The sequence below is a fragment of the Salinimicrobium aquimaris genome (assembly GCF_035607535.1).
Taxonomy (GTDB): domain Bacteria; phylum Bacteroidota; class Bacteroidia; order Flavobacteriales; family Flavobacteriaceae; genus Salinimicrobium.
Window position 1 is genome coordinate 138,099 of record NZ_JAYDZX010000001.1, and the last position, 14,358, is coordinate 152,456.

Genomic DNA, 14,358 nt, shown 5'->3' on the forward strand with positions numbered 1-14,358 from the left:
AACCTAAGTAAAAAGGCTGGTTCATTAACTAACAAGATAATTATGAGTAAGAAATATGTATGTGTGCACGGGCATTTTTATCAGCCTCCCAGAGAAAACCCATGGTTGAACAAGGTAGAGATCCAGGAATCGGCCTATCCCTACCATGACTGGAATCACAGGATAAACGCCGAATGTTATGTAAGAAATTCGGCTTCCCGAATTCTGGATGAGGAAGGGAAGATCCAGGCGATCATGAACAATTATGCCTGGATGAGTTTCAATATTGGCCCAACTTTACTGGCCTGGATGCAAAACGAAACTCCAAAGACCTATGAGGCGATCCTGGAAGCAGATAAAATGAGTCAGGAGACATTTTCGGGACATGGTGCTGCTCTGGCACAGGCTTATAATCACCTCATAATGCCTCTGGCCAATAAAAGAGACCAGGAAACCCAGGTGATTTGGGGAATTGAGGATTTCAAATCCCGCTATAACCGTATGCCCGAAGGCATGTGGCTGGGGGAAACTGCGGTAAATACCGATGTGCTCGAGATGCTGGCAAAACACGGGATAAAATTCACTATCCTCTCTCCCTATCAGGCAAAAGCAATAAGGAAGATTGGCGCCAGGGAATGGGAAGATGCCACAGATGCTAAAGTGAATACCCGCCGTGCCTATACATGTAAATTACCTTCGGGTAAAGAGATAAGTCTTTTCTTCTATGATGGTCCTGCTTCCCAGGCAGTGGCATTTGAAGGGCTGTTAAACAATGGGGAAGCCTTTGCCGATAGACTCAGGGGGCAGTTTGCACAGCATGATGATATGGAACTGGTGCATATAGCTACAGATGGGGAAAGTTACGGTCACCACCATAAACTGGGAGAGATGGCTCTGTCTTACTGCCTGCATTCCCTGGAAGAGGACGAAGATATTAACCTGACCATCTATGGCGAGTTCCTGGAGAAATTTCCACCCGAATATGAAGCGCAGATCATTGAGGATACTTCCTGGAGCTGCTATCATGGGGTGGAGCGCTGGCGCAGTGATTGCGGTTGTAACACAGGCGGCAATGACGGGTGGAATCAACAATGGCGAAAACCTTTAAGAGAAGCTTTCGACAAGGTTCGGGAAAAACTTATCAAGTTATTTGAAAAGGAAATGGAGTCTTTCACTTCCACCCCCTGGGAAGTCCGGAATAAATATATACAAGTGATCCTGGACAGAGATCCAAAGAATGTAAAAGCATTTCTTTCTGAAGCTACAGGAAAGGACCTTTCTGAAGAAGACCAGGTCAAGCTCCTTAAATTGCTGGAAATGCAGTATCATGCGATGTTGATGTACACCAGTTGCGGATGGTTCTTTGATGAGGTCACCGGTATTGAATCCATGCAGGACATTTTCTATGCTCAACGTGCGGTACAGCTTGCCGAAGAAATTAGCGGGGAGAAATATGAACCGGACTTTGTGGAATCTTTAAAGAAGATCCCAAGTAACATTCCGAAGTACGGGACGGTCCATAAGGCGTATGAACTTTATGTAAAGCCTATGGAGCTGGATATGATAAGAATTGGAGCTCACTATGCGATTTCTTCAGTCTTTGAAGAGTTCCCGGAAGAAGTTACACTCTACAACTTTAGCGCTACCACAAAAGCCAGTCATAATTATGAAGCCGGAAAGCAGAAATTGATCATTGCGCGAACAGAGTTCCGCAGTGATATCACCTGGGAAAAAGTGGATATTTCTTATGCCGTTCTTTATATGGGCGATCACCACATCTTTGGTGGGGTCAGGAAATATATAAGCGCAGAAGCCCTGGAGGAACTTCATTCGAAGATGTCCTACTTCTTTGAAAAAGGAAATATGTACGAGATCTTTAATCTTATGGATTCCCACTTTGGAAACCATAATTATTCCTTCTGGCACTTGTTCAGGGATGAACAGCATCTCATTATGAAACAGGTGATGGAAAATAATCTTACCGGGGCAGAAGGTGCAATGCAGCAGCTATACGACAACACTTATCCCTTACTTAAAACTTTTCAGGAGGTGAACATGAGGGTTCCTTCCAGGCTTAAGTTACCTGTAGAAATGGCTGTAAACAACCGCCTGGAAAAGGAATTGAAGAAAAAGGGCTGCGATTTCAAAAAGCTGGAGAATCAGATCAAGTCGGCTGTGTCTATTGAGGCCGAGCTGGACAAGGTCACTCTTAATTTCCTGGCAGAGCAGCAGCTCACAGATCTTATGCTAAAACTTGAAAAAGCACCTCTCGACCTCAAAATGCTCAAAAAGGTAAATGCACTCTTAAAGATGCTGGAGGCAACCCCTCTTTCTCCCGAAAAATGGGAAGCACAGAACATAGCTTTTGGTATTAAAGAAGAGCATTTCCAGGAAATGCAGGAACGCAGCGAGGGAGGTGATGAAGCGGCTTCAAAATGGGTTAAGGAATTCCAGGAGCTTGAGGAATCTGTAAATCTTGCCCTCGAATGAAAAATCCGGTATCTACATACAGAGTTCAGCTTTCGCCTAACTATACTTTTGAAGACCTGGATGCGATCATCGATTACCTGAATGAATTCGGTATCTCCACAGTCTATTCCGCGCCTTTTTTTCAGGCTCGCGAGGGCAGTACGCATGGTTATGACATCACCAATCCTTTTCAGATCAACAAGCAGATCGGGAAGCTGGATATGTTTAGAAGGATCAGCAAAAAAATGCAGCAAAAGAACATGTCCTGGCTGCAGGATATAGTTCCTAACCACATGGCTTTTGACGGTGACAATATCTGGATCCAGGATATTTTCGAACTGGGTCCTGATTCTGCTCACTACAACTTTTTTGATATTGACTGGAAGGAGTCGGGAAAAGTGATGGCTCCTTTTTTAGGAAGTCCGCTTGAAGAGGTGATCAGGAATAGAGAGCTGCAATTAAAGGTGTCAAAAAGCGGATTTTCGATCACTTATTTTGACCACGAATATTTTGCGGCTGCACGTTCCTATGCTTCAATTTTAGGTAAGGAACTGGGAGGAAAGTGGGAAGAGAAATTTTGGAATTTTTCAGGAGAGAATGAAAACTGGCAGGAGCTTAAGGAGTATTTCTTAAGAGAATACGATAAAGAACCAGAATTCAGAAATAAAGTGAACCAGAGGCTAGAGGAGATCAATGCTTCTGAAGAAAACCTGAAAGAAATTCTCAAGGAACAATTTTTCCTGCCGGCCCATTGGAAACAGACTGAAAAGGAGATCAATTACCGCAGGTTTTTCACCATCAACGATCTTATCTGTCTCCGAATGGAAGACAGGGAGGTATTTGAAAGCTATCACAGGTTTATCCTTCAGCTATGTGAGGAAAACCTTATCCAGGGATTACGGATTGACCATATTGACGGGCTTTTCGATCCAAAAGGTTACCTGGAATGGCTTCGGGAAAAGTTGGGTCCCGATTTCTATATCACCATTGAGAAGATCCTTGAATGGGATGAAAAGCTCCCCGTTCACTGGCCCGTTGAAGGCACCAGTGGTTATGGTTTTCTTGCTACGGTCAACCAACTGCTCACAAATCAAAAAAGTGAGGAGAAATTTACAGAAGTTTATCAAACGCTTAACCCGCGACACGGGGATTATCACAAGCTTGTTTACGAGCAAAAACGTTTTATCCTGGAGGAAAGAATGGGGGGGGAATACAATAACCTCTGGAAAATGGCTCTTGAACATGAGCTTCTGGAAGAGGAAGAAGATAACCGGAAAGCTCTAGGTGCATTTTTGGCTGCCTTTCCCGTCTATCGCATTTATCCTGAAGAATATCCGCTGAGAAAGCGACAGAAGAAGATCATCGATGCGGCCTTTGAGGCGGCTAAAGATCACCAACCCGGGCTACAGGAGCAGCTGGAAACCATCAGGAATATTTTTCTTGGAGAGGCGAAAAAAGACAGGGAGCACATGCTGAGGTTTCTTCAGCGATGCCAGCAGTTTACAGGACCCTTGGCTGCAAAGGGAGTAGAGGATACAACCTTTTATATCTTCAATGAATTGATCTCTCATAATGAAGTAGGAGATTCTCCTGAAAATTTCGGGTTATCAATAGAAGGATTTCACAAAAGGATGCAGGGAAGAATGGAAGATTTTCCACTTTCCATTAATGCCACGGCAACTCATGATACCAAACGGGGGGAAGATTCCCGCATGAGGCTCAATGTGTTAAGTGAGACCGAACAGGAGTGGTTTGAGAATGTACAGAAGTGGAAGGAAATTGCAAAGACCATTCGAAAGGATGCTGCTGTTCCCGATTCCAATGAGGAATATTTTATTTACCAAATGCTCGTTGGTGCCTGGCCATATTCAGGAGAACCGGGTGAGGAATTTCTTGAGAGATCGACAGCTTATTTACAGAAGGTCCTGCGGGAAGCCAAGGAAAATTCGTCCTGGGCTGCTCCAAATGAAGAATACGAGAAGAAGGTCTATACTTTTTTGAAGGACCTGCTCAATTCTTCGGAATTCAGGAATTCTTTTCAGCCTTTCATTGAGAAGGTCGCGGTATACGGAGCCGTAAAATCGCTGTCACAATCCCTGCTGAAGATCACGGCACCGGGAATTCCCGATGTCTACCAGGGTACTGAACTCTGGGACCTTAGTTATGTAGACCCCGATAATCGCCGACCTGTAGATTACGATCTCCGGAAGAAATACCTTTCAGAAATAACAGCAGTTTCGCCGGAAGGGTTGCAAAAGGAACTTGAAAACCTGAAGGAGGATTATTCCAGCGGGAAAATAAAGATGTACTGTCTTCACCGCGCCCTTTCTGCCCGAAAGGAGATGCCCGAACTTTTTGAGGATGGGGAATATTTACCACTGGAGGTACAGGGGGAAATGGGAACAGGAATCATTGCCTTTGCCCGCGCTTTGAATGACAAGGTTACATTAGTGGTGGCGCCGGCAATGGTAGTTGATATTTTCCATGAAGATCTTAGGGTGAAGGATCTACCTAAGGAGTTGATGGTGAAGCTTCCGGACAGGCTTAAGGGGACCTTCAAAAATGTCTTTTCAGGAAGAGATTTTTCTTCAGAAGCTCTTGTTGTTCAGGATCTTTTTACCGACTTTCCCGTCGCACTTTTAACACGCAACACCTGATATGGAACTAAAAAGAAGCAGCGGAATTCTTTTACATATAACTTCTCTTCCCGGGGATTTCGGAATAGGGGATATGGGCCCGGAAGCCTACAAATTCCTGAATTTTCTGGAGAGATCGGGACATACTTACTGGCAGATCCTGCCATTGAATCCCACAGATGGGATTTACCAGCATTCGCCCTATAGTAGCCATTCGGCTTTTGCGGGAAATCCACTTTTGATAAGTCCGGAACTTTTAGAGGAAGAAGGTTATATCGACCTTAAAGATTTTCCTGCACCTTCAAAAATATCTTCTGAAAAAGTCATTTTTGACAAGGTAGTAAAGTATAAGGAGGAGCTCTTTGATGCTGCTTTTGAGAAATTCAAAAGCGGGAAAAAGCAGAAAAATGAATTCAGGGAATTTAGGCAGAGTCATGAGCACTGGCTCGATAATTACTGTCTTTACATGGCCCTTCGTAATAAATACAAGAAGGCCAACTGGACCGACTGGCCTGAAGAGCTAAGGGAAAGAGAGCCTGAAGCTTTGCAACAAGCCAGGATCGAACTTAAAGAACAAATTGAGCGGGAAATGTTCGTGCAGTTCCTGTTCTTTTTACAATGGTCTCAACTTATGCTGCAGGCACATAAATATGGGATCAGGATTTTTGGGGATGTACCATTTTACGTAAATCATGACAGTGCAGATTGTTGGGCTAATCCACAGATATTTAAGCTGGATGCACAGAAACAGCCAACGCATGTGTCGGGCGTACCACCGGATATGTTCAGTAAAACGGGACAACTCTGGGGAACGCCTGTCTACGACTGGAAGGAGCTAAAAAAAACCGGATATAACTGGTGGATCGAACGCCTGCGACAAAACCTGTTGCTGTTTGATGTTGTAAGGATCGACCATTTTAGGGCCTTTGCAGCTTACTGGGAGGTCCCGGCTAATGAAGATACAGCTATCAATGGTAAATGGATACCCACCCCGGGAATAGACTTTTTTAAGCAGGTACAAAGAGAGTTCCCTGAAATGCCGTTCATTGCAGAGGACCTGGGCGTTCTAGACCAGCCTGTGTATGACCTGTTGGAGAAGTACAATTTTCCCGGCATGAAGGTGCTGCAGTTCTCTTTTGGAGACACTAATCGCAGGAATCCTTACATTCCCTATAACCACGAATTTAACAGCATAGTCTATACCGGAACCCATGATAACAATACCACCCGCGGTTGGTTTAGGGACAGTGGAAAGGAAGTGTGGGACCACCTGAACAAATATACAGACCTGCAAGTCACCGATAAAAATGTGCATGAGGTTTTACACCGCCTGGCATTGCAGTCGGTATCTGCAGTGGCCATTACACCCATGCAGGATATAGTGGGACTGGGTGGGGAAGCTATAATGAATACTCCTGGCAGTACAGGAGGTAACTGGACCTGGAGGTTAAGTTCAGAAATAATGCCCTTTGAAAGAGCTGAGGAATTATATGCCGGGAACGAATTGTTCGGAAGAATTCCTTAAAGATAAAACCTTTCCAAAATGACATTTTTGAGAAGTAAAGAGGCTGTCTCAAAAGTCCATTTTTCGTCAAGCTGAACTTGTTTCAGCTTCTAATTGATTTTGATTTTCAAATGGTTTAGATCCCGTAATAAATTCAGGATGACATATTAAATGCTTTTCAGACAGCCTCTTTTATTTTAGGCTGCATATTTTTTACAGGCTTCTTCACATTCACGGCAGGCTTTTGCACAATCCTGGCAGTGCTGGGTTTCGTGCTTTTCACATTCTTCGGCACACTCTCTACACACCTGCTCACAGTATTTGACAAGTCCTGTTACATTGGCATTTTTCACCGTGAGAATATCGGCCAGGGAAGCACAGGCAGAAGCACAGACCTTATCTTTTCTAATGCATTCTACCATCTTCTTGAGGTTGTCCTCATCAAGACAGGCATCTGCACAATGATTACAGTGGTTGATACAGTTAGACAGCTTGTTTAAAAATTCTTCATTTCTCATTTTCTGTAGTTTTTTGGTTAATCCTGGTTTATATTTATAAGTTACAGAATCAACCACCCGAAAAGGAAAAAAAGCTGTTAAACAATGATCAACAAAGGGTTAAAAGTCCTTCTTTCTAACTACCCTGGCGATCCTAAACAACGGCAGCAGCACCCACACTACCAACATGCCCATAGAAGTGAACGCGCCAAGGGGCGTTCCGAAGAATTCTTTAAAGACAGCTCCCGTATAGCTAAGCAAAGCCGAAATATCAAGTTTTAATAGGATGAGAATTCGGGAGAGGTCAATTGGGTTGAACATGGTCGCGATCAATGAAAACCTGTCCAGCGGATATTCCTGAAAATAAACCAGCGAGAGTAGAAAAAGTCCGTCATAGATCACAGCGAGAAATAACCACAGGAGGATGGCATAACCAAATCCTTTGATCTTATTTTCATTGGATAAAGCAATATTGAAGGCGAGGGCAGAAAATATCAGCGTGAGAAATAGCCCGGTAATAAGTAGCATTACAAAATCCCAGATGGCCGGAGATTTGAACAATCCATAAGCCGTAAATGGAATTCCGAGACCTACTACCAAACTCAAAGACAACGAAATAGCAACACCGAGATATTGCCCCATAAAAATGGAACTCCGCTTTACCGGCTGGGCCAGTAGGAGTTCTGTGAACTCACGGGAATTGTAATAGTACATAACCCCAAAAATGGTCCCGATGAGAGGAACGAGCATAATGATCACGTTCATCAAAGTGATCACAGCAGTCGAGAGATCATTATTCAAAAATAGAAGGGTAATTCCCAGCAGAAGATAGAAGAAGAAATAGACATAACTCCAGCTACTACGGGTAAGGTCAAAAAAACTGTATTTCAGGATCTTAAACATTTTCTTCAGATAATAATTGCGCTATGGCGTGTTCAAAATCAAATTTTCCGGTAGAGGTTTTTAGCTCATTGACGGTGCCGTCGAAGTAGATCTTACCCTCCAGCAGGAACACGATCCTGTCTGACATTTCTTCCACAAAGTTCATGATGTGAGAAGTGATCAAGATCGTTTTCCCTCTCTCTTTTTCTGTCCTTATCAGTTCTCTTAGCCGCAAAAGAGATAGAGGATCGAGGCCCGAGGTTGGTTCATCCAGAATTATAAGCGGACTGTCGAACATGTAGCACAGCAATAAATTCACTTTTTGACGGGTACCACCGGAAAGCTTATTGAGCTTTTTATCGAGATAGGGGTGAAGCCCAAAGAAATCTATCAGCTGTTTGTCCCTAGCCGTTTTCCCCCGAAGGTCCTTGATCATGGTGATCAATTCCTGTACGCGTAGATTTCCCGGGAAATTGGCGATCTGCGGAAGATAATCCAGCTCCTGCCGGTAATTCCACTTGTTTAAGATGCTCTTGCCGTTGATCTCGATCTCTCCTTTTTCGGGTACTACCATCCCTAAAATGCTTTTTATAAGGGTGGTTTTTCCCGAACCATTAGGTCCCAGAACAGCGATGATCCCTTTCTCCTGTATATTGAGATCAAGGCCATTCAATACGACCTGGGAGCCGAATTTTTTATGTAGGTCTTTGATGCTTACCATTTTATTTTTCTTAGTTGGGGTTGTGGATCTACGAGTTCTGCCGGGGTAAAGACGGGAGAGACCTTTTCTGAAAAATCCAGCAAACCTATGAACATGCTCCTTAGGAGAATAATAGCTTCCGGGGTAGTGTTAACCAGGTAAGAAAAAAGTTTAACCGGCCGGTAAGGCACATCTCCAATTCCATCTTTATTGAGGTCGTACCCGGTATAATCGCTCCAGTAATTCCTCGAAAACTCATTTTCATTAATATTTCCGGTATAGGCGACATCAAAGGAATTGGCAATAAAATTATTCCTTTTAAAAATGTTGCTATAACATGCCCCTCTTATTCTTACGGCATAACCGTTACTGATAAAATCATTTTCCAGATAGTCAATTCTGTTGGTGTTATCGGCACTTATTGCAATGGTGTTATCTTCAAAAATGTTATGTCGTAAGGTGGCATCATTGATTTCCTTGAGTAGGAGCCCATAGGAGGCGCTACCCCAGTTCTTTCTAAAATGATTCCTCTCCATCTCAATGAATTTTGAATACATCACAGCTACGCCCGCACCATTATTTTCAAAAAGATTTTCAATATAACTGTTGTGGTCTGAGAACATGAAGTGAAGACCATATCGTAAATTTTCTTTGCAGACATTCTTAAGAATATCGCATTTATTAGCAAATTCGAGATAAATTCCATCTCTGACTCCCCGAATATCATTTCTTTCTACGCGAATTTCTTCTGAATGCCACATGTGAATTCCATTTCCGGAATTCGCCTGACTCCTGGCTTTACTTCTTATTCTGTTATTGGTGATCTTACCTTTTGAAGATCTTTCGATCAAAATTCCGAAGAAAATATTATCGAGTCGGTTGTTGTCGATGCTGAAGTTGGTGGAACGCGAGACAAGGATCGCAGCATGATCAGTTGTATGGCTGGTTCCGATATTTTTTATTTGCAGGCCCTGTATAGAGAAATCATTAGCCTGGATTTTAATTGCGGTGCCTTTCATTTCGGCATCAAGTACCGGAAAATTTTCCCCTATGATCTTCAGGGATTTGTCCAGGATCTCGATTTCGTGCTCTTTGTAGGTGCCTTCTTTGATTCTTATGGTATCTCCACTTTTGGCAAGATCGACCGCCTGCTTTACAGAAGAGACTTCACACGTGGCGCATACCACAATTTCTGCGGCTTTTGCCTTACTTACTGCAAAGCAAAAGATGAGAAGAAGTAAGCCCTTTTTCATTAGTCTTTGTTGAAGATAGAATCGTTTTCCAGGAGGTGGGTGATGAGATCATCCCAGAAGAAGGTGTCGGCACTTTGAGGGGAAGCAATATTGGATGCTTTTCCAACCGCAGCCAGGTTAGCTCCCATAGGACTGTTAATGCTGTCATTAATGATGAAAAGTGCTTCTTCTACTTTCATCATGGAACCGGGATTAGAAAAATCTGCTACCTGTTGAATTTCCATTACTGCAGGGTGATCGTGTAGATCATTTACCATACATTCAATGGCATCATACTTAAACTGTTTCCCTTTTTCACTAACGGCCTGTGCCGAGTATGCTTTGCTGACAATGGTCATTTCGCAAAAATCACAGGCATCTGTCCCGTAGGCAATGGGTTTGGTTTCTGTGCTACAGGAAATAAGTATAAAAGTCATCAACAGGTAAAGCAAATTTTTCATGGTAATATTTAATCTCTTTTCATTTTTCTACTGCCCACGATCCAGGCAACAAGAGTAAGAAACATTCCGAAGAACATTAAATAAGCTCCTGTTTTTGGATAGGAATGGGCTGTAAAGTTCAGAATTTTTTCCGACCCTAAAAGAGGTGGCTTATAACTTAGAGGGTTGCCCTCAGCATCGGTTAGTTTTATAATTGCTTTTGGATCAAGGTCTGTTCCATATTCGATCAACCAGCTGTTAAAGTCGTACATTCCCAGTACTCCCAGGACTGTCATTAAAACCAACCAGCCAAGGAACCAATGCGGGCTAATCTTACCAAATAATCCTAAGAGGCCTAATAGGACGCCGAGTCCTGCCATGCCTCCTATAACTATAGGAAAAATATTGAATTCCCACATTTCTTCAGGCTTTGGAATTTTTTTCATTCCAATATAGTGATTGATCCCGTCGATGTTCTGGATGTCGAACTCCTCTTCTCCTTCAATGCCGGCAATATAGATGTCCATTCCAAGTGGATCGGGATACTGTGGAGCTTCCAGCCTTATATTCCATAAAGGGTAGATGAAGAGCCCCAGCAAGAGAATCGATCCGATGATCATTAAAAAACTTGAGGTTTTCATTTTTTTGTTTTTAGAAAAGAAAGCGGGTAGTATACCCTAACCCGCTTTCCTGAAATGAAGAGTGTAACTTTTAACTAACTAAACATATATTACTCTCCGTCCAGCGTCCATCTTAGTGGAACATTGGAATTCTTACCGGAAACCCTCACATATCCCTGCATCTCCTGGTGAAGTGCAGAACAGAAATCTGTACAGTAGAAAGGCCATACCCCTTCTTTCTTAGGCTCCCACGTCATGGTCTTTGTTTGTCCGGGCATGATCAACAACTCCGAGTTGTTTGCGCCAATCATTGCAAAACCGTGTGGTACATCAAAATCCTGCTCAAGGTTGGTCACGTGGAAGAAAACCTTATCACCTACTTTTATCCCTTCAAGGTTATCTGGTGAAAAGTGAGAGCGAACAGTGGTCATATAAATATGGACATTATTTCCTTCACGAACCATCTTGGTTTCAGCTTCACTGGTTGCAGCATACTTGTGTTTGTTCTCATCCAGCCTATAGATCTTTTTGGAATTTGCTTTCACTTTTTCAGCCGAAATACCTGCAGCGTAGTGTGGCTCCCCGTGGGTAGGGAAGTCTAAAAGAAGCTCCATTTTATCTCCTGAGATGTCATACAGCTGGGCTGAGTGTTCCAGTTCTGGACCTGTTGGTAAATAGCGGTCTTTGGTGATCTTGTTCATGGATACAAGATACTTTCCTTCAGGATTTCTGGAGTTTCCGCCGGGGATCATAAGGTGACCCACAGAGTAGTAGCTTGGCTGTCTGTCAAGTACTTCCCAGGTTCCTAATTTCCACTTCACAACTTCCGAAGAAATGAAGAAGGTAGTATAGGCATTACCTTTTCCGTCAAATTCTGTATGTAGTGGTCCGAGACCTCCTTCTTTGACAGTACCTGCAAGGGTTGAATCGAAGTTCAACACCGGGATCCCATAAGCTTCTCCTGTGAAATCCTTGTTCTCGATTGCCTTAAGCATTTTAGAGAACGAGTGAACAGTAAGATCGGTAGAAAGTTTACCATTACCCACAATGTATTCTCCCGATGGATCCACGTCACAACCGTGAGGGGATTTTGGGGTAGGCATGAAGAACACCGCGCCTTCCACTTCGCGTGGGTCTACTCTGGTAACTTTATTTTCCATAGTAGTTGTGGCGGTGTGAGTATTGTGGTCATACACGTTGTGAGCGTATTCTGCATCCATTTGCTCACCGCCTCCGTTTCTCACATACTCCTGGATCTTCTTCCAGTTCACGGCAGCGATAAAATCCTTGTCATTTTGTGAAGCATTTACCTCCTGCATAGTGTGAGCTTCTTCTGTGTTGTATGTTGTAAAGAAGAACCATCCATGAGAATCGCCACGGCCAGGGTGGGAGAGGTCATAGTTAAAGCCGGGCATGTCTAACTGGAAGTCGATTTTCATTCTTCCGTCGTCACCTACAGCAATAAAGGTAAGGGGGCCTTTGAAGTTTCCTTTCATCTCTTCAATAGGCATATCCTTTTGAGGATAAGGCACGGCAAATCTTGTTCCGGCGACTACGTACTCTGTATTTTCGGTCACGAAAGAAGAAGAGTGGTTACCGGCACTGTGAGGGATCTCTATGATCTCTTCAGTTTCAAAGGTTTCCAGGCTTATACGTGCGATACGCGGAGTGTTGTTCTCGTTAATGAAAACCCATCTTCCGTCAGTTTCTCCGTTGGTCTGGGAAATATCGGGGTGGTGGGAGTCTCCCCATGGAACGAAACCATGAGAGGTCATTAGCATTGGCTTTGTCTCTTCAGAATAACCATATCCTGAAGTAGGGAATTGAGAGAAGACAGGGATCTCTTTCAGCATACGTCCCGAAGGTAATCCGTACACTGTAAGGTTTCCACTATAACCTCCCGAAATAAAGGCGTAGAATTCGTCATGCTCGCCGGGAGCCACATATACTCTCTCGGCAGCATTAGAGACCATGGCTCCGCCCGATCTTTCCTTGCCATTGTTATTATCATCTCCACAGCCTACCATAAAAAGGCTAAGGAGAAAAACAGATAAAATTGAATTGATTCGTTTCATTGAATTAGTATTAATTATTTTTTGGTAAAATCACACTGTCTACTACGTGTACCCAGCCATTGCTGGCTTTCACGGTTCCAAGGATCCTGGCTCCACCCACGAAAATGTCATCACCCTCCTGAGTTACTTCCACATTTTCTCCCGATGCCATGTATAAGGTCCTTCCTTTTTTGACATTTTTGAGGAGCATATCAACGGGATAATTACTTGGAGCTACATGGTTGGTGAGGATGTATGCGAGCTTAGACTGATTTTCGGGCTTTACAAGGTCTTCAACAGTACCCTCAGGAAGTTTATCAAATGCCTCATTAGTGGGCGCAAAAACAGTAAGAGGCCCAACATTTACAAGTGCATTCTGTACTTCGGCTGCTTCAACGGCAGCTACAAGGGTGGTGTGATCTGGTGAGTCTATCGCTATGCGAAGTGCATTGGGATTGTCACTTTCGCTATCGATATACGCCTGACCTTTGTTTGAAGCCGAAACTTCGGAATCTTCCTGGGCTACAGGAGTGGTCGATCCACTTTCGGACTCCTCCTTACACGAAGTGGTGCTTAGAAGCCCGATAAAACTGAAAAAAAAGAATAATAACTTAATTGTTTTCATTGGTTAGGGTTTAAATTGAATCTATGGAAATTATACTGGGAAAAGTCATTTTTGGCTCTAATTTGCCTGGTCGTATTGCCTAAAATATTCCAGGATGGCTCTTGTTTCCTCTTCAGAAAGATTTTGATTTGCCATCACCGCCATGTTCGATTCAATCAACAGTTTCTTCGCAATAGGATCTTCTTTGATCATTTTTTCAGGATTCAGGATCATGTTCATGATCCATTCAGGAGTGCGTCTTTCAGTTACTCCGGCTAGTTGTGGACCCACGAACTTCTTGTCCATTTTATGACAGGCAGAACACATGTTCTTGAAGAGTTCCTCTCCGCGGGTTGCCATGGCCGCGTCAATGTCACTACTCAGGTTGAGATTATCAATTGGTCCAACACCTTTATTTTGCATGTTATCTACCTCTGCCGTGGTATTTGCGGCTTCTTCCACAACTTCTTTCTGTACAGCTGTACTTTCATCTGTTAATTTAATACTCTCCTTTTCCTCTTTCTCCCCACATGCAGTGATCAAGAGTACAAGAAAAGCCGATAAAATTTTTAATGTTAATTTCATGATAAATGGTTATTAGGTTTACACGGCAAATTTATAATTTTATTTCTTAAAAAAGATAAATAGGTCTTTTAATATTTTATTCCGTAAATTAGCTTACTCCCGGAGTGGGAGGCACCTTAAACTTTATTTAGGACAAATCTCTCCTAAAAGAGAGCA

12 protein-coding genes are annotated in these 14,358 nt (G+C 43.2%); 3 read left to right on the plus strand and 9 right to left on the minus strand.

Annotated elements, in window-relative coordinates:
* Positions 1 to 42: 42 nt before the first annotated feature.
* The 3 genes from VR862_RS00630 to malQ are packed head-to-tail and all read left to right on the plus strand — an operon-like array spanning position 43 to position 6,609.
* Entirely contained in the window at positions 43 to 2,469 is a 2,427-nt protein-coding gene (locus tag VR862_RS00630; RefSeq protein WP_324718997.1) for a DUF3536 domain-containing protein, read from the plus strand.
* Positions 2,466 to 5,105: a malto-oligosyltrehalose synthase gene (gene treY, locus VR862_RS00635; protein ID WP_324718998.1), complete on the plus strand. Its 2,640-nt coding sequence runs from the start codon at positions 2,466 to 2,468 to the stop codon at positions 5,103 to 5,105. The genes VR862_RS00630 and treY overlap by 4 nt, the downstream gene beginning before the upstream one ends.
* 1 nt (position 5,106) lies before the next feature.
* Positions 5,107 to 6,609, plus strand: coding sequence for a 4-alpha-glucanotransferase (malQ, locus tag VR862_RS00640; protein WP_324718999.1), 1,503 nt, complete (start codon positions 5,107 to 5,109; stop codon positions 6,607 to 6,609).
* A gap of 176 nt (positions 6,610 to 6,785) precedes the next feature.
* Here the strand turns inward: malQ and VR862_RS00645 are convergent, their stop codons facing one another.
* The 9 genes from VR862_RS00645 to VR862_RS00685 form a co-directional block, all read right to left on the minus strand.
* Positions 6,786 to 7,106: a four-helix bundle copper-binding protein gene (locus VR862_RS00645; protein ID WP_324719000.1), complete on the minus strand. Its 321-nt coding sequence runs from the start codon at positions 7,104 to 7,106 to the stop codon at positions 6,786 to 6,788.
* A gap of 99 nt (positions 7,107 to 7,205) precedes the next feature.
* Entirely contained in the window at positions 7,206 to 7,988 is a 783-nt protein-coding gene (locus VR862_RS00650) for an ABC transporter permease (protein WP_324719001.1), read from the minus strand.
* The gene (locus VR862_RS00655) at positions 7,981 to 8,688 is read right to left on the minus strand and encodes an ABC transporter ATP-binding protein (RefSeq protein ID WP_324719002.1); all 708 of its coding nucleotides are present in this window, start codon (positions 8,686 to 8,688) and stop codon (positions 7,981 to 7,983) included. The genes VR862_RS00650 and VR862_RS00655 overlap by 8 nt, the downstream gene beginning before the upstream one ends.
* Positions 8,682 to 9,920 (minus strand): nitrous oxide reductase family maturation protein NosD, encoded by a 1,239-nt coding sequence (locus tag VR862_RS00660; RefSeq protein ID WP_324719003.1) that lies wholly within the window; start codon positions 9,918 to 9,920, stop codon positions 8,682 to 8,684. The genes VR862_RS00655 and VR862_RS00660 overlap by 7 nt, the downstream gene beginning before the upstream one ends.
* Positions 9,920 to 10,360, minus strand: coding sequence for a nitrous oxide reductase accessory protein NosL (locus VR862_RS00665; protein ID WP_324719004.1), 441 nt, complete (start codon positions 10,358 to 10,360; stop codon positions 9,920 to 9,922). Before VR862_RS00665 ends, VR862_RS00660 begins: the two co-directional genes overlap by 1 nt.
* A gap of 8 nt (positions 10,361 to 10,368) precedes the next feature.
* Complete coding sequence (locus VR862_RS00670) at positions 10,369 to 10,980, minus strand: hypothetical protein (RefSeq protein ID WP_324719005.1); 612 nt, start codon at positions 10,978 to 10,980, stop codon at positions 10,369 to 10,371.
* Positions 10,981 to 11,069: 89 nt separating this feature from the next.
* Positions 11,070 to 13,034, minus strand: a complete 1,965-nt coding sequence (gene nosZ / locus VR862_RS00675; protein WP_324719006.1) for a Sec-dependent nitrous-oxide reductase — start codon at positions 13,032 to 13,034, stop codon at positions 11,070 to 11,072.
* Positions 13,035 to 13,044: 10 nt separating this feature from the next.
* Positions 13,045 to 13,638, minus strand: a complete 594-nt coding sequence (locus VR862_RS00680) for a fasciclin domain-containing protein (protein WP_324719007.1) — start codon at positions 13,636 to 13,638, stop codon at positions 13,045 to 13,047.
* A 57-nt stretch (positions 13,639 to 13,695) separates the two neighbouring features.
* Positions 13,696 to 14,202, minus strand: coding sequence for a c-type cytochrome (locus VR862_RS00685; protein ID WP_324719008.1), 507 nt, complete (start codon positions 14,200 to 14,202; stop codon positions 13,696 to 13,698).
* Positions 14,203 to 14,358 lie beyond the last annotated feature (156 nt).